We start from the raw sequence: 21,121 nt of genomic DNA, 5'->3' as shown, positions 1-21,121 counted from the left end.
TTATCCTTCGCGCTGGGCGATGCTCAACAGTTCTGCGACCCGGTCCAGCAAGGGCAATGTCCCTTGCCGGACATCTTCGACATGCACCCATCTGGCATCCAGCGCGTCGTCGCCGCCGCGCGGGTCGCCCTCGACATAACGGCATAGAACACTGACCAACAGGTAGTGCACCAACGTCTCTCCACTGTCACCGCGCCGGATCAGGTCGAAATGCGTAAGGTAGCGCTGTGGGCGGGCGCTGATACCTGTCTCCTCGAACAGCTCGCGAATGGCGGCGTCGCGCACGGTCTCGCCCCATTCCACATGGCCGCCGGGGAAGCCCCACAGGCCACGGCCCGGATCCTTGCCGCGCTGGGCGAGCAGAACATGATCGTCATGAAGAACAACGGCGAGGGCGCCGATCAGCGGCCGTTGCTGCATAGGTTACCCCGGCTGACAGCCGATGATGTCGACCGCATGTTTGCTGCCAAGCACGGTGATCCGCATCTGCGACCGGTCAAGCGCGAAGGCGCCGCCGGTGGCGTTCAGAATCTCGGACCGGGCATAGAGCGTGTTTCCCTGACGGCGCGTCTCGGCCTCGGTGGCCCAAAGGGAGGGATCGCTGGGTTCGAAAACGGCCAGTTCGCTGCCGCCGGTATCGGGCAAGGCGATCTCGGCCTCGATCTGCATGCCATTGCCGGTGGGCACCAGCCGACAGGTTGCAGAGCGGACACCGGCCTCGCTGGCCGAGTAGGGTCGTTGCGCGAGCGCCGCGGCAATCGCCGGGTTGCGCGGCGCCTCGGCATCAAGCGTGTGGTCAATGCCCCGGCTTGCGGGCACGCAAATGTCCTTGCAGACACCAAACTCCATCTCACCCTTGAGACGCACCGGTTGCCCCGCTTTCCGGGGGGTGATCTCGATCGGCAGGACCACCTGATCCTTGTACCCGATCGACCGCAGCCCGCTTTGCTCGAACACATGCGGCGCAGGCCAAGTGATCGTCAACTCCCCGACATTGCGCGACCCGCGCCAGTTGAAACTGGGCGGAATGCCCGCCTCGCCCGGCGCGCGCCAATAGGTTTTCCAGCCGTCCGCAAGGGTAAGCCGGATCGCGCCCAGAACGGTACCGCGCGCGGTCATGCCGCCGTCGAGGATTTCGACCTGCACAAGATCGTCAAGGCTGGTCGCCCTGGAGGTACCAGCCACCGAAAAGCTGAGCGAGGCAAGCGCGAGCGCGCCGAACAAGATGCGGTTCATGCGGCAAAGATGGCCCCGTAACCGACGTTTGCCAAGTCACGATCGGTTCAGGCTGTGCAATTTCCGCGCGGCTGTCAGGCAACGGCTTGCGCCGCGCGCGCCCGGACCCCATTGTTGACAGGCAAGGAGACACGACTATCGATGCTGGATCTGACCGGAAAACTGCTGATCGCCATGCCGGGTATGGGCGACCCTCGATTTGACCGCTCGGTCATCTTCATGTGCAGCCATGACACGGATGGCGCAATGGGTCTGATTGTCAACAAACCCGCTGATCTGCGCCTGGCCGAACTCTTGGAACAGATGGACCTGGCCTGCAAGGACCCCGCCGTCGCCAAGTCTCCGGTGCGGTTCGGTGGCCCGGTCGAGACCGGGCGGGGTTTTGTGTTGCACTCGTCCGACTACGCGGCAAACCTGCATTCTCTGAAGGTTTCGGACGGGTTCAGCATGACTGCGACGCTCGACATTCTGGAAGACATTGCAAACGGGCGGGGCCCGGCGCGAAAGGCGCTGATGCTTGGCTATTCCGGTTGGGGTCCGGGGCAGTTGGAGGCGGAAATCTCTGACAATGGGTGGCTTACTGCCGATGCCGACAGCGATCTGGTTTTCAACACGCCGGACGGGGATAAATGGGAGGCTGCGCTGAAGACGCTGGGAATAGATGCGCTGCTGCTCTCGGCCAGCGCCGGGCATGCCTGAACCATCAGGCTTCGTCTTCAAGAGCTAGTTGCAACGCGGCGGCAACATGTGCCGCCGAGGGGTTGACGAACAGATGCCCTCCAGCGCTGAAGGTCACATCGTCTGTGTGTTCGGGAAAAGCCAGCGGCAATTCGGTACAGGCCAGCAGGATCGCGGTGCCCGGAGCGGCATTGCGGTCGCAAAAGGCAAGCAGCCTGTCGCGCGCACGCGGTGAAACACCGGCATAGAGGTCTTCGTCGATCAGGGCCTGCATCTCGGAAATCTCGGCGTCATCCAACGGGTCATTGGCCACGATGCCGAAGCGGGCCAAGGTATTTGCATAGTCACGGGCCTGCATGGTCACGGTCGTTCCCAGAACCAGCGCGCGGGTCAGACCGGTTTGGGCCGTGGCCTCGGCAGTTGCGTCGAGTATCGACAGGATCGGCATAGAGACCCCCAGCCGGATCGCGTGCAGCCGGGCGTGCGGCGTGTTCGAGGCGATGATGGCGAAATCGCAGCCGGCAGTCTGGAGGGTCAGCAAGGCATCGCGGAACACCGCGTCAAAGCCGGACCAGCTGCGCTCGTCACCGGCGCGGCCGCGCAGGGCGCGTGTCTGGGATTGCGTGACCGATTCGATGGTCATGCGCGGGATAGGCAGGGGCGCGGTGTGCCCCCGGTTGGCAAAGAACCGTCCGGCACCTTCGGCGATGGCGCGATAATAGTCGATGGTCGAGGGCCAGCCGACGCCACCCAGGATTCCTATCTTCTTCATGCCCGTTCCCTCTCGGATCATCTGCGCCGCACGCGATCATTGCGCGCGGCGCCGACAATTGCCAGAGCGGTCAGGCGGCGAGCTGACCGATCTTGGTCCGGGCTGCGGTCAGCGCGGCCTCGGGATCCACGGCCATGCGATCCGCGGCGACTACACTAACATCGGTGATGCCGATGAACCCCAGCACATGGCGGACATAGCCCGTGGCAAAGTCGATGTCGGAGTCTACCTGAGTTCCGCCGGACGCTACCGCCAGGATCACCCGTTTCCCGGTCAAGAGACCCTTGGGGCCGTTTTCGGAGTAGGCAAAGGTCACACCTGCGCGCGCGACAAGGTCGATCCAGGCCTTGAACGCGGCCGGAACCGAGAAGTTGTAGATAGGCAGGCCGATGACGATCGTGTCGGCGTCTTTCAACTCCTGTACCAGCTGATCGGACAGCGCCAGTGTCTTGCGCTGCTCTTCGGTCCGGCTGTCAGCAGGGGTAAAGTTGGCGTTCACCCAAGCTTCGGTCAGCAGGGGGAGGGGGGTGGACAAGTCGCGGCGGATAATGCGCGCCGGGGTAAGCCGCCTGACGATGTCTCCCGAGAGCTCTCGGGTTGTCGATCCCTGGCGGCGGGCGGATGCGTCGATATGCAGAACAGTCTGTGTCATGAGAACCCCTTCGAGGTTTAGATGCGATAGGGGGAAATTGGTTATTGCAAATGTGAACGCAACGCGTGAAAAATCACATCACATGTTGATGTGCGCACAGATGGATAAATTGTCGAATGGAAAATTGGGACGAGGTTCGAACCGCTTATCAGGTGGCCCGGATGGGGACGGTAAGCGGTGCGGCAGAGGTGTTGGGGGTGCATCACGCCACCGTCATCCGCCATATCGACGCGCTTGAGGCGCGGCTGGGCGTAAAGCTGTTCCAGCGGCATGCCCGGGGCTACACGCCGACAGAGGCCGGTCAGGATCTGTTGCGGGTGGCGCAGGCCACGGATGACCAGTTCAACCAGCTGGTTGGCCGCCTGAAGGGAGTCGGAGACGATGTCTCGGGTGAACTGGTCGTGACATCGCTCGAGTCGCTGGCGCCATTGGTGGTGCCGGTGCTGACCGCGTTTCAGCGCCAGCATCCCGGATTGATCGTGCGGTTTCTGACGGGGGCCAGACTGTTCCGTCTGGAATATGGCGAGGCGCATGTGGCGATCCGGGCCGGAAAGGTGCCGGACCAACCGGACAATGTGGTTCAGCCATTTGTGTCTCAGGAAGCGGGATTTTATGCCAGCAAGGATTATGTCGAGCGCCACGGCAGCCTTGGAGGAGCGGAAGACATGAAGAACCATGTCTTTGTCGGAACCGATGATGAAAACAGCCGGGCGCCGTTCCATATCTGGCTTAGGCAGAACGCTCCGGCGGACAAGATCGTGTTCCGGTGTTCGGACAATGCCGCGATCCAGCAGGCCGTTCTTGCCGGGGCTGGTATAGGCTTTGTGTCGCGCTGGGAGGCGCTGCGGCATCCCGATTTGATAGAGATGATGCCGCCCCAGGACGAATGGGCGGGCAAGCTTTGGCTGGTGACGCATGTCGACCTGCATCGGACGCCCAAGGTTCAGAGCTTTCTCAAGTTTCTTAAGCAGGAGGCGCAATCTTGGGTGGGTTAAGCCCCGAAGGGCGCGGGCATCTTGCGATGTTGTGCTTTTCGGCGCTGGTCGCGGGCAGCTTTTCCCTCGGTTCCATGGTCGCCAACGAGATTGCGCCAGCGGCCCTGAACGCAGCCCGGTTTGCCCTGGCCGCGATGGTGATCGCGGCGGTTGCTTCGCTCACCACCGGCGTGCCACGCGGCGCGCTGCGCGCGCCTTGGCGCTACTTCGTTCTGGGGGGCCTCTTTGCCGCCTATTTCGTGATGATGTTCGAAGGCTTGAAGACCGCACCTCCGGTCAGCGCGGCGGCGGTCTTTACCCTGACCCCGATCCTTTCGGCGCTGGCGGGGTGGTTTCTGCTGCAACAGGTCACCACCGCCCGTATGGCGCTGGCGCTTGCCATCGGCGCAACCGGGGCGCTTTGGGTGATCTTTCGCGCCGATTGGGCCGCCTTTCGTGCCTTTGAGATCGGTCAGGGAGAAATCATCTATTTCTGGGGCTGCGTCGCACATGCAGTCTACACGCCGATGGTGCGCAAGCTGAACCGTGGTGAGCCAGCGGTCGTCTTCACGCTGGGGATGCTGGTCGCAGGCTGCGTGATCCTGACGGTCTATGGATGGCAGGACATCCGTGCGACCGATTGGATGCATTTGCCCCCGATCGTTTGGATTGGGCTTCTCTATGTGTCGATCTGCGCCAGCGCCATGACATTTGTGCTGTTGCAATACGCAACGCTCCGGCTGCCTTCGGCCAAGGTGATGGCCTACACCTATCTGACGCCAAGCTGGGTGATCTGCTGGGAGACCGCGCTGGGCAATGGTGTGCCGACGGGTCTGGTTCTGATCGGTATCGCCATGACGGTGGTCGCGCTGATCATGCTGCTGGAAAGCCCGGTCCGCAAGGCGGCGGTCTGACCGGGTTGGCACCTAGCTGTCGGGCTGGGCGTCTTCGCCCAGCTCGGTTTCCAGGAACCTTTCGAACGCATCCAGGTTGACCGGTTCGAACTGGCCGAATCCTTGCATCCAGACGCTGGCCGCGCGCAGCGAGTCCGGCTCCAGCTTGCACCATTTCACCCGGCCCCGCTTCTCCTGGCTGATCAGCCCGGCGCGGGTCAGGATGACTAGATGCTTCGAGATCGCGGCCAGAGACATCTCAAAGGGTTCGGCGACATCGGTCACGGCCATGTCATCCTCGAGCAGCATCGCGAGGATGGCGCGCCTTGTAGGGTCGGCAAGGGCAGCAAAGACGTCGTCAAGCGGTTCCGGCATGTCTTGCCAGAACCATATGGCGAAACGATCGTCAACCATTTGGTTGAATATGCCTTTTGGCCCGTTTGGCGCTAACAGCGGATGCGGCGCATTCGCGCGGCAAGTTTGAAGATGTATAATTTACAATAAAAACAAACTCTTATATGATTTTTGAAGGTCGGTGGTGCGGCGTTGACTCTGAGGCGCTTGCCCCTTAGCAGAGTGCCAACACTGCGTGGGAGCTCCGCCCGTGACCGAAGACGACCAAAAGCAGCGGCTGACGCAGCTGGAGGCGCGGATCGCGGCGGCCAAGAAGGCCGGAAGCAAGGCCGAAAAACGCGCGGATGCAAGCCATGCCCAAGGCGAATTGGCCTGGCGGATGGTGATCGAGATGGTTTCCGGTCTGGGGATCGGATTTGGCATCGGGTACGGGCTGGACAGCCTGTTCGGGACAATCCCGATCTTCCTGGTGCTGTTCACATTGCTGGGTCTTGCCGCCGGGGTGAATGTCATGCTCCGCAGCGCGCGCGAGATACAGGCGAAGACAGAGGCCGAAGCCGCAAAGGCAACGGTCGAGAGAGACGAGAGGGACTAGACGTGGCAAGCGAAGCACACGCCGCAGACAAGGCAGCAGAACACGCGGCAGAGGGTGGTAGCCTGGTCTTCCACCCGATGGATCAGTTCATCGTCAAGCCGCTGTTCGGCGACGGCGCGGTGGGCATGTTCACCATCACCAACTCGACCCTGTGGATGGGTCTGGCGGTGCTGGCGATCATCGGCCTGCTGGTGCTGAGTACCTCGAAACGCGCCATCGTTCCGGGCCGCATGCAGTCGATCGCGGAACTTGCCTATGGTTTCATCTACAAGATGGTCGAGGACATCTGCGGCAAGGACGGGGTGAAGTACTTCCCTTATGTCATGACCCTGTTCATGTTCATCGTGACCGCCAACTTCCTGGGCCTGCTGCCCAAGTCCTTCACCACCACCTCGCATTTCGCGGTGACCATGGTGCTGGCGCTGGCGGTGTTCCTGACCGTGACCATCCTGGGCTTCGTCAAGAACGGCGCCGGGTTCCTGAGCCTGTTCTGGGTGTCGAGCGCGCCGCTGGCGCTGCGCCCCATCCTGGCGATCATCGAACTGATCTCCTACTTCGTGCGTCCGGTCAGCCACTCCATCCGTCTTGCCGGCAACGTCATGGCGGGCCACGCGGTGATCAAGGTGTTCGCAGGCTTTGCCGCCATCGCCGCGATCAGCCCGGTGTCGGTTCTGGCGATTACCGCGATGTACGGTCTCGAGGTGCTGGTCGCCTTTATCCAGGCCTACGTGTTCACCATCCTGACCTGCGTCTACCTCAAGGACGCACTGCATCCGCATCACTAATGCAGCGGTGGGCAAACTGCCCACCCTACGCACCTGATAACCCTGACATTCAACTTCCAATCGTAAGGAGACACATCATGGAAGGCGATCTCGCACATATCGGCGCAGGCCTGGCAGCAATCGGTTCCGGCGCAGCCGCAATCGGTGTGGGCAACGTGGCCGGCAACTTCCTGGCCGGCGCCCTGCGCAACCCCTCGGCCGCCGCGTCGCAAACCGCGACCCTGTTCATCGGCATCGCATTTGCAGAAGCTCTGGGGATCTTCGCATTCCTCGTCGCTCTGCTGCTGATGTTCGCCGTCTAATTCGCGGAACCTGATCCTTACGCGCAGGTGGGCCCAGGCCATAGCGGCCCACCTGTTGTAAAGACAACGTTCCGACGGAGGACAACATGGCGACTGAAACAACTGGAGCTGTCAGCACCTGCGTCGATTCCCATGGCTCTGCCATCGGTATGCCGCAGCTCTGTTTCGACTGGTTCCCGAACCAGATCTTCTGGCTTGTCATCACGCTGGTCGTCGTCTTTCTGGTCCTGTCGCGCGTGGCCCTGCCGCGTATCGCGGCAATCCTGGCCGAACGGCAGGGGACCATCACAAACGACCTCGCCGCTGCCGAAGACCTTAAGGCCAAGGCGCTTGCAGCGGAAGAAGCCTATACCAAAGCATTGGCCGAAGCCCGCGCCGAAGCACAGCGCATCGCCGGTGAAGCCCGGGCCGAGATTCAGGCCGAACTGAACGACGCCATCGCCAAGGCAGACGCGGAAATCGCCGCCAAAGCCGCTGAATCGGAGAAGGCTATTGCCGAGATCCGGGCAGGGGCGCTGGAAAGCATCGAGGCGGTTGCCAAAGATACCGCTGGCGAATTGGTGAATGTGCTGGGTGGCCAGGCCGATGACGCGACCGTTGCCGGCGCCGTCGAAGCCCGGATGAAAGGATAAGCGACATGCGTAACATTCTCGCCCTTGTCCTGACCACAGGCTTCGCCAGCCCGGCGCTCGCCGCAAGCGGTCCGTTCTTTTCTCTGAAGAACACCGATTTCGTGGTGACCATCGCGTTCCTCGTGTTTGTTGCGGTGCTGTTCTACTTCAAGGTGCCTTCGATGATCGGCGGCGCGCTGGACAAGCGCTCTGACGGCATCAAGTCGGATCTGGAAGAGGCCCGTAAACTGCGGGAAGAGGCACAGGCTCTTCTGGCGTCGTACGAGCGCAAGCAGAAGGAAGTCCAGGGACAGGCCAATGCCATCGTTGCCGCGGCCAAGGACGAAGCTGTGCGCGCGGCCGAACAGGCCAAAGTGGACCTCGAAGCGTCGATCGCCCGCCGGTTGGCTGCAGCCCAGGACCAGATCGCGTCGGCCGAGGCGGCCGCGATCCGCGACGTGCGAGACCGGGCCATCGCGGTGGCCGTCGCCGCAGCAGGTGACGTCATCGCCAAGCAGATGACCGCCGCCGAAGCGAACAAGCTGATTGAGTCTTCGATCGCTGACGTTGGCGCGAAGCTGCACTGAACGCAGTAATGATCGGCATTGAAGAAACCCGGCTCATCGAGCCGGGTTTCTTTTTGTGACAGCAGGATCAGAGCCTTGCGTTTTCGTGTTCCAGGCGCTGGCGGGCAATGGCCTCGTTCTTTTCCGCCTTTTTCTGGTCGGAGAGACACGTCTCGACATAGCTCAGATGCGCCTCGACCGCGGCCCGGGCGCCGGCGGGATCACGCTCTTGAAGTGCGTTGTTGATCATCCGGTGCTGATCCAGGATCGCCTCGCGCGTGGTGCGCTGGTGGAACATGATCTGCCTGTTGTAGAAAACCCCCTGGCGGAGCAGATCGAACATCGAGCGCAACATGTGCAACATCACCACGTTGTGGCTGGCTTCGATGATCGCCATGTGAAACTCGGCATCCAGGCGCGCTTCCTCGTCGCCCTTGTTGCGGTTATGGGCCTCGACCATCTTGTCAAAGATGGTCTGGATCACCTTCATGTCACTTTCCGATCCCAGCCGGGCGGCGCGCTCTGCTGCCAGCCCTTCCATATCCCGGCGGAACGAGAGGTAGTCGAACATCGCCTCGTCATGAGAGGCAAAGAGGCGGGTCAGCGCGGGAGAAAACGCATTCCCGAGCACCTCGGCAACATAGACCCCCGAGCCTGCCTTGGTCGTCAGGAGACCTTCGCATTGCAGTTCCGCCACCGCGTCGCGCAACGAGGGTCGTGAGACCCCCAACCGCTCGGCCAGGTCACGCTCGGCAGGCAGGCGTTCGCCCGGCCGCAGGATGCCGCGAAGGATCAACTGTTCGATCTGGCGCACCACCGAGGTCGAGAGTTTCTCGGACTGGACCTTTTGAAACGGCATTTACGTCGAATGTCCCTTTGTCTTTGCCCGAAAACATATTGATGGCGGATGACCGACGCAAGTTCACGTCTCTTGTAATAATGGTCAGCAATATTGACTTTGTTTTGCGCTGTCTTACGCTCGCGGCGATGGTGGAGGAGTGACCATGACCCTTGAACAGATATTCGCAACCCGCGCCGCGCGGCTGAAAGCATCAGAGATACGCGAGTTGCTGAAACTGCTGGACCAGCCCGACATCCTGTCCTTTGCCGGTGGCATTCCTGACCCGTCGCTGTTTCCCGCCGAAGCTTTTGCACAGGCCTTCTCTGATGCACTGACACCGGCCCGGCAGGCACAGGCGCTGCAATATTCGGTCAGCGAGGGATACCTGCCGTTGCGCCGCTGGCTTGTCAATCACATGGAAACCATCGGTGTGCCATGTACAGTGGACAATATCCTGATCACCTCTGGCTCTCAGCAGGCGCTGGACTACCTGGGCAAGTTGTTCCTCTCGCCTGGCGATACGGCGCTCGTTGGCTGGCCGACCTATCTGGGGGCTTTGGCGGCGTTCAACGCGTATGAGCCGGTCTATGACCGCCTGCGGATCGGTACAAATCGTGCCCCGGCCGATTACATCGCGGCGGCCGAAGCCGCGGGCGGGCGTGTCAAGTTCGCCTATCTCTCGGCTGATTTCTCCAACCCGACCGGTGAAACGGTCGACCGGGCCGGGCGTGAACACCTGCTGGATCAGGCCGAAGCGATGGGATGCGCGGTCATAGAAGACGCTGCCTATCAGGCGCTGCGCTATGATGGGGAGGCGGTACCCCCCATTCTATCATTGGAGATCGCGCGCAAGGGAACGATCGAGGCCTGCAGGACGATCTATTGCGGCTCGTTCTCCAAGACCTTGTCACCCGGCCTCCGGGTGGGGTGGGTGGTCGCCCCCCAAGCGGTGATCCGGCAACTGGTGCTGATGAAACAGGCGGCGGACCTGCATTCGTCCAGCATCAACCAGATCGCCATTCATACCGTGGCAGAGCGCCTGTTCGACAGCCATGTCGCCGAACTACGCGCCGTCTACCAGCGCAGGCGGGATGCCATGCTGGATGCGCTGGCGCGCCATATGCCGGTTGGCGTCACCTGGACCCGACCCGAAGGCGGCATGTTCGTCTGGCTGACCTTACCAGAGGGGCAGGACGGCGCAGCGCTGTTGGCGCGCTCGCTGGAAACGGTGAAGGTCGCCTTTGTTCCGGGCCGCGCCTTTTTCGCCGACGGGTCCGGGGCGAACAGCTTGCGTCTCAGTTTCTCGTGCGCATCCGAGCCGATGATCGAGGAGGGGATGAAGCGTCTGGGTGTTCTGTTGCGGGCAAATCAAAGTGCTGACTGAAAAACGCATTCAACGTTCTGTTTCGGCTTCGAATACCCGCCGTATCGAGCAGTGAACCGCCAGATATTGTGGATAACCTCTGAGATTCATCCACATGCAGGGCTCTGGCGTTGACAGAGGGCAACCGGGGCATGCAGTCTGATCCGACACAGGAATCACGAAAGCACGCCCTTGCGTTTCACGCGCCTCAAACTGAACGGCTTCAAGAGCTTTGTTGACCCGACCGATCTGATCATAGCGGACGGGTTGACTGGTGTCGTGGGGCCGAATGGGTGCGGGAAATCCAACCTGCTGGAGGCGCTGCGCTGGGTGATGGGCGAGAACCGCCCCAAGGCGATGCGTGGCGGCGGTATGGAGGACGTGATCTTTGCCGGGGCATCTTCGCGCCCGGCGCGCAACTTTGCCGAGGTCACGCTGCTCTTGGACAATTCCGAGCGCTTGGCGCCCTCGGGGTTCAACGATGCCGACCAGCTGGAAATCGTGCGCCGTATCACCCGCGATGTGGGCAGCGCCTACAAGGCCAACGGCAAGGACGTGCGCGCCCGCGACATCCAGATCCTGTTCGCCGATGCCTCGACCGGGGCGCATTCCCCGGCGCTGGTGCGCCAGGGCCAGATCGCCGAGCTGATCAACGCCAAACCCACCTCGCGCCGCCGCATCCTGGAAGAGGCGGCGGGGATTTCCGGGCTTTACCAGCGGCGGCACGAGGCCGAGTTGAAGCTGAAGGGCACCGAGACCAACCTGACCCGTGTTGATGACGTGCTGGAGCAACTGGGCACCCAACTGGCGCAACTGGCGCGTCAGGCCCGGCAGGCGGCGCGCTATCGCGAGATCGGTGAGCAGTTGCGGTTGGCCGAAGGGCAGTTGCTCTATCGCCGTTGGCGCGATGCCGACGAGGCGCGCGCCAAGGCCGAAGAGGTGTTGCGCCATCGCACGCTTGATGCCTCGCGGGCCGAGGCGGCCGCGCGGCAGGCCGAGACATTGCGCGCCGAGACCGAGGCGGCGCTGCCTGCACTGCGCGAGGAAGAGGCAATTGCCGGTGCCGTGCTCCAGCGTTTGCATGTGCAGCGCGACGCGCTCAACGATCAGGAACAGCGCGCCCGCCAGCAGATCGAGGTTCTGACCGCGCGCATTGCGCAATTGGGCCGCGATATCGAGCGCGAGACCGGGCTGAACCGCGACGCGGGCGACACGATCGAGCGGCTGGAATGGGAGGCGCGCGAGCTGTCCAAGGCCGGTGCCGGCCATGCCGACCGTCTGGCCGAGGCGGGGGAACTGGCCCGAGAGGCGGCTGCCGTCCTGCAAGAGCGCGAGGATCATCTGAGCCAGGTGACCGAGGACGTGGCGCGGCTGGCGGCCCGCCACCAATCGGCCCAGCGTCTGGTCGAGGACAGCCGCAAGACGCTGGCCCGCTCCGAGGCCGAGGAGACCCGCGCCCGGGGCGCGGTCGAGGAGGCCCACTCGGCGCTGGGCCGCGCGGGCGAGGCCTATGAGGGTGCCGAGAGTGCCGCCGAAGAGGCTGCCGAGGCTGCCGAGGCTGCCGAAGAGGCGCTGGCCGCCGCTGACGAGTTGCGCGGCGAGACACAGGCGCGCGAGGCCGAAGCCCGCGCGCAGCTCTCCGAGGCCGAGGGCGAGCTGGGTGCCATCCGCGCCGAAACCGGCGCTCTGTCCAAACTGGTCGAACGCGATACCGCCGAGGGCGGGCATGTGCTCGACCTGATGCGGGTGCAGCCGGGTTATGAAAAGGCGCTGGGCGCGGCGCTGGCCGACGACCTGCGCGCACCGCTGGTCGAGGGCGAGGGGCCCTCGGGCTGGCTCGACCTTCCCGATTACGACCACGGCCAGCCATTGCCCGAGGGCGCCGAGCCGCTGGCGCTGCATGTCTCCGGCCCCGACCGGCTGAGCCGCCGCATCGCGCAGATCGGTCTGGTCGATGCCGCCACCGGGGCCCGCTTACAGGCGGCGCTGAAACCCGGTCAGCGGCTGGTCAGTCTCGAAGGCGATCTGTGGCGCTGGGACGGGTTCCGCGCCTGGGCGCAGGACGCCCCCAGTGCGGCGGCGATGCGGCTGGAACAGCTCAACCGGCTGGAGGCGCTGAAACAGGAAATGGCGCAGGTCAGTGCCCGCGCCGAAGGCGCGCGCGCCGCCCATAACCGCCTGTTGCAGCGCCTGCGTGAGGTGACCGAGGCCGACCGTCAGGCCCGCGATGCCCGCCGCGCCGCCGACCAGCGGATGGCCGAAGCCGCCCGCGCCCAAAGCCGGGCCGAGGCTGAGCGCAACCTGGCCCAGGGCCGGCTGGAAACGCTTGGCCTGGCCGTCACCCGCCACAAGGAAGACGCGATGGCCGCCCGCGCGCAGCTGCGCGAGGCCGAGGCGGGGTTGGCCGACCTGGGTGATCTCGACACCGCGCGCGCCTCGGTCGAGGATATCCGCCACGCGGTCGAGGCGGCGCGGATCACCATGCTGACGCATCGTTCCAACCATGACGAGGTGCGCCGCGAGGGCGAGGCCCGCACCAAGCGCGCGCAGGAGGTGACCAAGGACCTCAGCGGCTGGCGCCACCGGCTGGAGACCGCGGGCAAGCGCATCGCCGAACTGGAAGAACGTAAGGCCGCTTCGGAAGAGGAACTGACCGAAGCGATCCAGGTGCCCGGCGAAATCGCCGAGGCGCGGGAGGAGCTGGCGGAACAGACGGAAACGGCCGAGGCCCGCAGGGCCGAGGCCGCGGATCGGCTCGCCGCAGGCGAGACGAAACACCGCGAGGCCGCTTTGGCCGAGCGCGAGGCTGCCCGCCTCGCCTCTGAGGCGCGCGAGGGCCGGGCGGCTGCCGAGGCCCGGGCCGAGGCCGCCCGCGAGACCATGCAGGCCGCCGCCGAACGTATCGCCGAGGAACAGCAGGTGACGCCGAACCAGTTGTTGTCCAAGCTGGGCGTGGAACCCGATGCCATGCCCGACAGCGATGCGCTCGAGGCCGAGGTCAACCGCCACAAGCGCCAGCGCGACGCGATGGGCGCGGTCAACCTGCGCGCCGAAGAGGATGCACGCGAGGTGCAGGAAGAGTTCGACTCGCTGTCCAAGGAAAAGAGCGACCTGGAAGAGGCGGTCAAGACCTTGCGCAGCGGCATTGCCAGCCTCAACCGCGAGGGGCGCGAGCGGCTGCTTACCGCGTTTGAGCAGGTCAACTCGAACTTTGCCATGCTGTTCCGCCACCTGTTTGGCGGCGGCGAGGCCAATCTGGTCATGGTCGAAAGCGACGACCCGCTGGATGCGGGCCTCGAAATCATGTGCCAACCGCCGGGCAAGAAACTGTCGACCCTGTCGCTTTTGTCGGGCGGCGAGCAGACGCTGACTGCGATGGCGCTAATCTTTGCCGTGTTCCTGGCCAACCCTGCGCCGATCTGCGTGCTCGACGAGGTGGACGCGCCGCTTGACGATGCCAACGTGACCCGGTTCTGCGACCTCTTGGACGAGATGTGCCGCCAGACCGACACAAGGTTCCTGATCATCACCCACCACGCGGTGACTATGGCGCGGATGGACAGGCTGTTTGGCGTGACCATGCAGGAAAAGGGCGTCAGCCAGCTGGTCTCGGTCGACCTGAAGAAGGCCGAGGCGCTGGTCGCCTGATCCGCCTCACTGCAACGTGACTGGGGGCGCGGGCGATGCCGGGCTAGGTTTGGCCCATGATCCTGCGCCTTGCCCTTGCCTGCACCCTTGTCGCGACACCGTTGATGGCCACCGAATGGCGCCTGAAAGAGGGCGACCGCCCCCTGAATGCTGCCGAGTTGGCGGGGCTGGCCGGGCGCACGCTGACCTTCTACGACGATGGCCGCTCGACCTATTCGGCGGGGGGGTCGTTTTCCTATACCTATTCCCTGGCCAATGGCGGCGGTACCGTATTCGGCACCTATCATATCGCCGAGGATGGCAGCATCTGCACCCGCTTCCGCAACGGTCTGGGTCGCTGCGACCTCTATGTGCTGAACGGCACCCGGATGCTGCTGATCACCGAGAAAGGTGAGAGGTATCCGGTCCGGCCAGAGTGAGCTATCCTCTCACAAGCGGTTCAGCAGTTCCGCCGTGGGCCAGGCATCGGCGGGCAGGCCCAGCCGGGCCTGTTCGGCCTGGACCGCAGCCCGTGTGCCCGCGCCCAGGATGCCGTCGATCTTGCCCACGTCATGGCCGCGCGCTTGCAGCTTCTGCTGCAGCGCCTTCATTCCCGCGCCGTCCAGCCCGGACGCGGGGGTACCTGCGTCATAGACCTGCCCGCCCTCCAGCCGTGTGGCGAAATAGGCCGCTGTCAGCACGTAGACAAAGCTCTGGTTCCATTCGAAATAGACGTCGAAATTCGGATAGGCGAGGAAGGCCGGCCCCTTGTGACCCTGCGGCAGGATCAGCGAGGCGGGCAGGTCGGCGAGGTCGCCCGCGCGCGGGCGCACGCCCATCGCCTGCCACTCTGCCGCTGAACGCGGCTTGCCCGGCCCGCTCAGCGACCAGTCCATTTGTGCGGGCACATTTACCTCTTGCAGCCAGGGTTCGCCCGCGCGCCAGCCCAGATGAGACAGCATCCGCGCGCCCGACAATAGCGCATCCGGCGCCGAGGTCTTGAGGGTCACGTGCCCGTCGCCATCGCCATCGACACCGTTTTCAAGGATATCGCGCGGCAGCATCTGCACCATGCCGATCTCGCCCGCCCATGCACCGGTGGTGCGGGCGGGGTCGAAATCGCCATGGCTGTAAAGCTCGATCGCAGCAAAGATCTGCGGTCGGAACAACTCGGGCCGGCGGCAATCATGCGCCAGCGTGACCAGCGCGTTGCGGGTGTTGAAATCGCCCTGATAGCCGCCGAAATCGGTCTCGAACGCCCAGAACGCCAAAAGCACGCCCCGCGACACGCCGTATTCCGCCTCGATCCGGTCGAACACCGCATCATATTTGCGGCCCATCGCCTTGCCGGTATCGAGCCGGTTTTGCGAGATCAGACGGCGCGAGAATTCGACAAAGGGTTTCTGGAACACGCCCTGCGCGCGGTCGGCCTTGAGCACCTTGGCGTCCTGCGCCGCGCCCTGAAAGAAGCGGTCGACCAGCGCCGGGTCATGGCCCATCGAAACAGCTTCGGCCTTGAGACCATCGACAAAGCTTGAAAAACCGCCCCCACATTGTGCCAGCGCCGGAGAGGCCAGCACAATAGCGGCCATGATCTGGGGAAGAATGCGCATGATGTCCTGTTGGTTTGGTCCTTGAATACGATCAGAAGATCGCCGCCAGCGCCACCAGCGTCAAGGTCAGACCCAAGGCCAGTGCCCAGACCTGCCATAGCAGCGTCACCGCGCGCTCGATCTCACGCGGGCCGATTTCCTTGCGCCCGTCCTCGTTGACCCAGGCGAGATGGCGGATTTGCCCATGATAACTGCGCGGACCTGCAAGGGCCACCCCCAGGGCGCGCGCCATGGCGGCTTCGGGCCAGCCCGCGTTTGGCGAGACGTGGCGTTCGGCATCCTCGACGATCCCGCGCCATTGGCGCCAGTTGTTTGACAATCCCATGATCATCAGGCAGGTCAGGCGAGCCGGGATCAGGTTCAGCAGATCGTCGAGTTTTGCAGCAGCCCAGCCGAATTGGATGTATTTCTCGTTCATGTAGCCGATCATGCTGTCGGCGGTGTTGATGGTCTTGTAGAGCAGAAGACCCGGCAAACCACCGATCAGAAACCAGAATGCGGGCGCTATCACACCGTCACTGAGGTTTTCGGCGGCGCTTTCAATAGCCGAACGCGCGACTTGCGGTTCGGTCATTGCCGCGGTGTCCCGGGATACGATGCGCGCGACGCTGCGGCGAGCTTCGGGCAGGGACAGGCGCAATGCATCGGCAACGTCGGCCACATGTGTCGCCAACGATCGCTGTGCCAGCAGTATGGCGCAGGCCAGGACCTCGGCTAAGGGTCCCAACAGCGACAGGATCGCGCCGACCGACAATGCACCCAGCGACAGAATGATGGTGAGGGCTAGGCCCTTCAGGCGCTTGTGCTCTCCCTCGTTCAATTCCTGATCGAGGGTCGAGACGATGTTGCCGATCAGGACGGCCGGGTGTTTGATTCGTGACCATAGCCACTCGGGTTCACCGAACGCGGCGTCCAGCAGCATGGCAAAACCGAGGAGCATCGGGGTTGTCACAATGCGCTCTCCAGCTGTCGCCAACCGTTGGCCGGAGGCAGGCCAAGGCGCAGAAAATGGTCGGAATAGGGAAAGATCCGGCTCCAGATCTGGACCCGGGCCAGCCGTTCCTGCCACTCTGCGGCGTTGTCGACATGGTACAGCCGAAAGAGGCTGGTTCCGCCGATCAGGGCCGCGCCACGTGCGGTCATCACCGCGTCAAGACGGTTGGCGTCACGGGTCAGTCGCTGCCGGGTTTCCTTTGCCCAATCCAGATCGTCCAGCGCGCGCGCACCGATGCGCAAGGCCGGGCCAGAGACAGCCCAAGGCCCGGTCATGTCGTTCAGCCTTGCGATGGTGTCGGGCCGGGCAATGGCAAAACCCAGCCGCAATCCGGCCAACCCCCAGAACTTTCCGAAGCTTTTTAGCACGATCGTGCCGGGGCGTTCTGCCAGGTGGATCATGGTCGCCTCCGGCACGACATCACAGAAACTTTCATCGATCACGCTGAGCGGCGCATCCGTGTCTGCGGGAGTCCACCAGCGGCCGTCCGGATTGTTCGGGTGAACAACGACCCGTGCGTCGGCCTTGCCGCTCTCCGTGACCTGCCAGCCATGTGCCGAGAATGCTGCGGCATGTTCATTGTAGGTTGGTGTCGTGATGTGCACCTTTCCGGGTTTCATCAGAGCCGGAATGCGTGCGATCAGCGCCGAGGCTCCGGGCGCTGGCAGGATCGCGGCACCATCGGGAACGCCCCAGAACCTGCGGGCGGCGGCTGTCAGTTGGGAAAATGCACCGTGGTCAGGCAGCGCGGCCCAATCTTCAGCCGCAAGCGCGCCCAAAGGGTAGGGAACGGGATTGATTCCGGTGGAAAGGTCGATCCATTGTTGGCGCGCGCCTCCGAACCGCCGGATGGCGTGATCCAACCCGCCGCCATGGTCACGGCGGGCGCGCGGATCGGTTAACTCTTCACCCGTTTGTGGCGATGCAGCAAGTTCGGATTTCATTCTTCACATTGTCCCGGCTTGGCATTCAGCTTGAAGCGGATTTCTAGGCAAAGCTCAAGATGGTTGCATGTCTTCCAAGCTGGCTTGCCGAGTGTTAACAATTTGTAAAACATTTGATCAGATCACGGTGCTTGGGGACGGCACCATGTATGACACCAAAATACGTGCCAGGTTAGCTGTTATGAATGTGCTGATTGTAGAAAGTAACCCGGAGTTGGGAGAGCTCTGGCAACGCCACTTGCAGCGGCAAGGGGCCGAGGTCGCGCTTGTCCAGTCACAAGAAGACGCAATCCTGGCGTTGTACCGTAGCGAGTTCGAGATCATCGTTCTGGATCTGGTTCTTGCGCAGGGCAGCGCCTTGGCGGTTGCGGATTTTGCGAGCTATCGTCAACCACAGGCGCGCGTTATCTTCGTGACCAACACGACCTTCTTTTCCGATGGCTCGATATTCGCTCACAGCCCCAACGCATGCGCATATATCCATGGCGATACCCCGCCCGAGGATTTGGCAGCGATGGTCGAACATTATGCGACGGGACGCTGATCGCGGCCATGCGGCGCGAGATAGTCGAGTTGCGGGTTGATCGGAATGATCCGGTGTGGATTGATGCTGTCGTGGCTGAAATGATAGTGGCGCACGATGTGGTCCAGGTTGACCGTCTCCGAGACGCCGGGCCATTGATAGAGTTCACGGGTATAGGCCCACAGGTTGGGATAGTCGGTCAACCGGCGGCGGTTGCATTTGAAATGCAGGTGATACACCGGGTCAAACCGGATCAAGGTTGTGAACAGCCGCCAATCAGCTTCGGTCACGCGGTCGCCCATCAGATACCGATTTTGCGACAGCCGCGTTTCTAGCCAGTCGAGCGTGTCGAACAACGGATGAACGGCGGCGTCATATGCCGCCTGAGTCGTGGAAAATCCACATTTGTAGACGCCATTGTTGACCGTATCGTAGATCCGCGCATTGATCTCCTCGATCTCGTCACGGGCGGCCTCGGGCCAGTAATCGTCGGTGTTCCCGGTGATCCTGTCGAAGGCAGAGTTGAACATCCGGATGATTTCAGAGCTCTCGTTGGACACGATGGTCTGACGCTCGGTATCCCACAGGATCGGGACCGTCACCCGGCCTGAATAGGTCGGGTCGACGCGCGTATAGAGTTGATGCGCAAATTCAAGCCCATAGAGCTGGTCGCCGGTTGCCCCATCGCGGTCCTTGTCAAAGGACCAGCCGTTTTCCAGCATGTCCGGATGAACAACCGAGACCCCGATATGATTATGCAACCCCTTGATTGCGCGAAAGATCAACGTCCTATGAGCCCAGGGGCAAGCAAGGCTGACATAGAGGTGATAGCGCCCCGAGGCGGCGGCAAAACCGCCTGAACCTGTCGGGCCGACCGAGCCGTCGGGGGTGATCCAGTTGCGGAATCCGGCCTCGCTCCGGCGGAAGGATCCACCAGTGGACTTGGTGTCGTACCAGACATCCTGCCACACTCCGTCAACCAGCTGTCCCATGTCGGCCTCCGCTTTTTGCTACCTGAAACCTAGGGTCGAGCCGGTGGATTGGCCACGCCAAAGACGCGCAGGCTCTATGCACTGACGCACATCCCCTGATGCCCCGCCGCCACTCACAACAGAAAACAACATCTTGGCAGCAAAAACTTTGCTTGTTTTTTACAATTGCCGAGACACCCTTGTGGCACGCGCGAGGAGGATCCAATGAGTACCTACGTTTCCAAGGAGATCAGCGAAGGTCTGGCTGCGGCCCGGATATCCGGGCTCAAGAGGATCAGCCGCCTGCGCGTCGAACAGGATGGGATGCTGTATACGGTGTTGCGCCTGTGGCGCGACGGGTTTGCAGTCGAGGCAGAGAGCACGCCGCCCTTGCGCGGGTTGGTCGATATCTATGAGGGGCCGAACCTGCTCTATCAATGCCTGATCGTGGCCTCGGGCGCCGAGGGCGGCGAGATGATCTACGAGTTCAAGCGGCACACGCTGGCAATGGACCGGGCGCCGCTCGACTTCGCCCGATCGCCTGACGCGCCTGCCGGTCTTATTGGCAAGGGGTGAGTGCACCCTTCGCCGCGCTGGGTAAAACGCGGCGAAGAGCCACGTCATTGCTATTGTAAATCGCCAAAGGCTTGGTTCAGCCGGTCGATCGCCTCTTCGATCCGGGCCCGTTGGGTGCCCAGGTTGAAACGCAAGAAGCTTTCACCACCGGTGCCAAAGCTGGTGCCGTGGTTCACCGCGATCCTGGCCTGCTGTTCGACCCGTTCGGTGAACTCGGCCCGCTCCATGCCGGTGCCGGAGAAATCCACCCAGGCGAGATAGGTCGCCTCGAGCGGCATCGAGCGCAGACCGGGGATCGCCGCGATGGCGTTGTCGAACAGGCGCCGGTTCTCGTCCAGATAGGCCAGCAGCCCGTCGACCCATTCCGCCCCCTCGGGCGAATAGGCGGTCAGCGTCGCCATCTGCCCGGTCGAGTTCGGTGCCAGAGAGAGCGCGGCCATCCGCTTGGCGAAACGTCCACGCAGTTCGGGGTCGGGGATGATCACCTGCCCGGTATGCAGGCCCGCGATGTTGAAGGTCTTGGAGGGTGCGGTCAGCATCAACAACCGGTCGACGACATCGGGGGCCGCATTCGGCATCGGGATATGGGTGTGTCCCGGATAGACCAGGTCATGGTGGATTTCGTCTGACAGCAGCAAAAGGTCGTGCCGCTTGGCGAAATCGGCTACGGCGCGCAGCTCCTCCTGTGTCCAGACCCGGCCGCCGGGATTGTGCGGCGAGCAGAGGATCAACATGCGCTCGTTGCCGGTCATCTGCGCGTCATAGGCCGCGAAATCCATCTCGTACCGGCCATCGGTGTTGACCATCTGGCATTCCACCACCTGCCGGCCCGCATTGCGGATCACCTTGGCAAAGGCGTGATAGACCGGAGTGAACAGCACGATCCCGTCGCCCGGCTGGGTATAGGTGTCAAGGCACATGCCGACCCCGTTCACCAGCCCGGTGGTGGTAAATATCGCCTCGGGCGCCACATCCCAGTCGTGGCGGCTGCGCATCCACCAGCGGATCGCATCGGTATAAGGTTTGTCATAGTTGACGTAGCCCAGCACGCCATGGTCGGTCATCTCGCGCAGCTTGGCCAGCACGTGATCGGGTGCGCGGAAATCCATGTCGGCGACCCACATGGCCAGCCCGTCCTGGGCGGGCACGCCATAGATGGGCTCCATCATGTCCCATTTCGAACAAAAGGTTCCGCGGCGGTCGATCAGGTCGTCAAAGCTCATGTCTGTCTCCGGGGTCATCTGGTCGGCC

24 protein-coding genes are annotated in these 21,121 nt (G+C 63.0%); 13 read left to right on the top strand and 11 right to left on the bottom strand.

Annotation, left to right across the window (positions count from 1 at the left end):
* Both OE747_RS13710 and OE747_RS13705 read right to left on the bottom strand, forming a co-directional pair.
* Positions 1-420, bottom strand: a complete 420-nt coding sequence (locus OE747_RS13710; RefSeq protein WP_263829147.1) for an NUDIX hydrolase — start codon at positions 418-420, stop codon at positions 1-3.
* 3 nt (positions 421-423) lie between these two features.
* Entirely contained in the window at positions 424-1,236 is an 813-nt protein-coding gene (locus tag OE747_RS13705; RefSeq protein ID WP_263829146.1) for a protein-disulfide reductase DsbD domain-containing protein, read from the bottom strand.
* A gap of 144 nt (positions 1,237-1,380) precedes the next feature.
* Between OE747_RS13705 and OE747_RS13700 the strand changes: the two genes are divergently transcribed.
* Positions 1,381-1,935, top strand: a complete 555-nt coding sequence (locus tag OE747_RS13700; protein ID WP_263829211.1) for a YqgE/AlgH family protein — start codon at positions 1,381-1,383, stop codon at positions 1,933-1,935.
* A 4-nt stretch (positions 1,936-1,939) separates the two neighbouring features.
* On the opposite strand, the gene OE747_RS13695 is transcribed toward OE747_RS13700, so the two are convergent.
* Both OE747_RS13695 and OE747_RS13690 read right to left on the bottom strand, forming a co-directional pair.
* The gene (locus tag OE747_RS13695; RefSeq protein WP_263829145.1) at positions 1,940-2,686 is read right to left on the bottom strand and encodes an aspartate/glutamate racemase family protein; all 747 of its coding nucleotides are present in this window, start codon (positions 2,684-2,686) and stop codon (positions 1,940-1,942) included.
* Between the two features lie 70 nt (positions 2,687-2,756).
* A complete protein-coding gene (locus OE747_RS13690; protein ID WP_263829144.1) occupies positions 2,757-3,338 on the bottom strand; it encodes an FMN-dependent NADH-azoreductase in 582 nt (193 codons plus the stop codon).
* A 116-nt stretch (positions 3,339-3,454) separates the two neighbouring features.
* Between OE747_RS13690 and OE747_RS13685 the strand changes: the two genes are divergently transcribed.
* The gene (locus OE747_RS13685; RefSeq protein ID WP_263829143.1) at positions 3,455-4,333 is read left to right on the top strand and encodes a LysR family transcriptional regulator; all 879 of its coding nucleotides are present in this window, start codon (positions 3,455-3,457) and stop codon (positions 4,331-4,333) included.
* Positions 4,321-5,226, top strand: coding sequence for a DMT family transporter (locus tag OE747_RS13680; RefSeq protein WP_263829142.1), 906 nt, complete (start codon positions 4,321-4,323; stop codon positions 5,224-5,226). The genes OE747_RS13685 and OE747_RS13680 overlap by 13 nt, the downstream gene beginning before the upstream one ends.
* Before the next feature lie 12 nt (positions 5,227-5,238).
* Here OE747_RS13680 and OE747_RS13675 read toward each other — a convergent pair whose 3' ends face one another.
* Complete coding sequence (locus OE747_RS13675; RefSeq protein ID WP_164127497.1) at positions 5,239-5,580, bottom strand: ArsR/SmtB family transcription factor; 342 nt, start codon at positions 5,578-5,580, stop codon at positions 5,239-5,241.
* Between the two features lie 229 nt (positions 5,581-5,809).
* On the opposite strand from OE747_RS13675, the gene OE747_RS13670 reads away from it, so the two are divergent.
* The 5 genes from OE747_RS13670 to OE747_RS13650 all read left to right on the top strand — a co-directional run bounded on the left by OE747_RS13670 (position 5,810) and on the right by OE747_RS13650 (position 8,439).
* Positions 5,810-6,154, top strand: a complete 345-nt coding sequence (locus OE747_RS13670; RefSeq protein ID WP_263829141.1) for an AtpZ/AtpI family protein — start codon at positions 5,810-5,812, stop codon at positions 6,152-6,154.
* A 77-nt stretch (positions 6,155-6,231) separates the two neighbouring features.
* Positions 6,232-6,939 carry a F0F1 ATP synthase subunit A gene (locus OE747_RS13665; RefSeq protein ID WP_235776025.1) on the top strand — a complete coding sequence of 236 codons (708 nt, stop codon included), beginning with the start codon at positions 6,232-6,234 and terminating at the stop codon, positions 6,937-6,939.
* Between the two features lie 77 nt (positions 6,940-7,016).
* Positions 7,017-7,241, top strand: a complete 225-nt coding sequence (locus tag OE747_RS13660) for a F0F1 ATP synthase subunit C (RefSeq protein WP_011048925.1) — start codon at positions 7,017-7,019, stop codon at positions 7,239-7,241.
* Between the two features lie 86 nt (positions 7,242-7,327).
* Positions 7,328-7,873 carry a F0F1 ATP synthase subunit B' gene (locus tag OE747_RS13655; protein ID WP_263829140.1) on the top strand — a complete coding sequence of 182 codons (546 nt, stop codon included), beginning with the start codon at positions 7,328-7,330 and terminating at the stop codon, positions 7,871-7,873.
* A 5-nt stretch (positions 7,874-7,878) separates the two neighbouring features.
* On the top strand, positions 7,879-8,439 hold the full coding sequence (locus OE747_RS13650) for a F0F1 ATP synthase subunit B (protein WP_263829139.1): 561 nt from the start codon (positions 7,879-7,881) through the stop codon (positions 8,437-8,439).
* Positions 8,440-8,506: 67 nt separating this feature from the next.
* On the opposite strand, the gene OE747_RS13645 is transcribed toward OE747_RS13650, so the two are convergent.
* Positions 8,507-9,277 carry a FadR/GntR family transcriptional regulator gene (locus OE747_RS13645; RefSeq protein ID WP_263829138.1) on the bottom strand — a complete coding sequence of 257 codons (771 nt, stop codon included), beginning with the start codon at positions 9,275-9,277 and terminating at the stop codon, positions 8,507-8,509.
* 145 nt (positions 9,278-9,422) lie between these two features.
* On the opposite strand from OE747_RS13645, the gene OE747_RS13640 reads away from it, so the two are divergent.
* The 3 genes from OE747_RS13640 to OE747_RS13630 all read left to right on the top strand — a co-directional run bounded on the left by OE747_RS13640 (position 9,423) and on the right by OE747_RS13630 (position 14,689).
* On the top strand, positions 9,423-10,643 hold the full coding sequence (locus tag OE747_RS13640; RefSeq protein ID WP_263829137.1) for an aminotransferase-like domain-containing protein: 1,221 nt from the start codon (positions 9,423-9,425) through the stop codon (positions 10,641-10,643).
* A gap of 171 nt (positions 10,644-10,814) precedes the next feature.
* Positions 10,815-14,270, top strand: coding sequence for a chromosome segregation SMC family protein (locus OE747_RS13635; RefSeq protein ID WP_263829136.1), 3,456 nt, complete (start codon positions 10,815-10,817; stop codon positions 14,268-14,270).
* A 56-nt stretch (positions 14,271-14,326) separates the two neighbouring features.
* Positions 14,327-14,689, top strand: coding sequence for a hypothetical protein (locus OE747_RS13630; protein ID WP_263829135.1), 363 nt, complete (start codon positions 14,327-14,329; stop codon positions 14,687-14,689).
* A 9-nt stretch (positions 14,690-14,698) separates the two neighbouring features.
* Here the strand turns inward: OE747_RS13630 and OE747_RS13625 are convergent, their stop codons facing one another.
* The 3 genes from OE747_RS13625 to cobD are packed head-to-tail and all read right to left on the bottom strand — an operon-like array spanning position 14,699 to position 17,800.
* Complete coding sequence (locus OE747_RS13625) at positions 14,699-15,862, bottom strand: lytic murein transglycosylase (RefSeq protein ID WP_263829134.1); 1,164 nt, start codon at positions 15,860-15,862, stop codon at positions 14,699-14,701.
* Positions 15,863-15,893: 31 nt separating this feature from the next.
* Entirely contained in the window at positions 15,894-16,814 is a 921-nt protein-coding gene (gene cbiB / locus OE747_RS13620; protein WP_263829133.1) for an adenosylcobinamide-phosphate synthase CbiB, read from the bottom strand.
* Positions 16,811-17,800: a threonine-phosphate decarboxylase CobD gene (gene cobD / locus OE747_RS13615; RefSeq protein WP_263829132.1), complete on the bottom strand. Its 990-nt coding sequence runs from the start codon at positions 17,798-17,800 to the stop codon at positions 16,811-16,813. Before cobD ends, cbiB begins: the two co-directional genes overlap by 4 nt.
* 181 nt (positions 17,801-17,981) lie before the next feature.
* Here cobD and OE747_RS13610 point away from each other — a divergent pair, with 181 nt between their 5' ends.
* Positions 17,982-18,344, top strand: a complete 363-nt coding sequence (locus OE747_RS13610) for a response regulator transcription factor (RefSeq protein WP_263829210.1) — start codon at positions 17,982-17,984, stop codon at positions 18,342-18,344.
* Here the strand turns inward: OE747_RS13610 and OE747_RS13605 are convergent.
* Positions 18,326-19,315, bottom strand: coding sequence for a glutathione S-transferase family protein (locus OE747_RS13605; RefSeq protein WP_263829131.1), 990 nt, complete (start codon positions 19,313-19,315; stop codon positions 18,326-18,328). The genes OE747_RS13610 and OE747_RS13605 overlap by 19 nt on opposite strands.
* A 204-nt stretch (positions 19,316-19,519) precedes the next feature.
* Here OE747_RS13605 and OE747_RS13600 point away from each other — a divergent pair, with 204 nt between their 5' ends.
* Positions 19,520-19,870, top strand: coding sequence for a hypothetical protein (locus OE747_RS13600; protein ID WP_263829130.1), 351 nt, complete (start codon positions 19,520-19,522; stop codon positions 19,868-19,870).
* Between the two features lie 50 nt (positions 19,871-19,920).
* Here OE747_RS13600 and OE747_RS13595 read toward each other — a convergent pair whose 3' ends face one another.
* Positions 19,921-21,093 (bottom strand): MalY/PatB family protein, encoded by a 1,173-nt coding sequence (locus tag OE747_RS13595; protein WP_263829129.1) that lies wholly within the window; start codon positions 21,091-21,093, stop codon positions 19,921-19,923.
* Positions 21,094-21,121: the final 28 nt, after the last annotated feature.

It is taken from the genome of Ruegeria aquimaris, from assembly GCF_025751555.1.
In the GTDB taxonomy this organism is placed as follows: Bacteria; Pseudomonadota; Alphaproteobacteria; order Rhodobacterales; family Rhodobacteraceae; genus Ruegeria_B; species Ruegeria_B aquimaris.
Note: the sequence above shows the minus strand (reverse complement) of the source record. Positions and strands in the feature narration are given on the sequence as shown.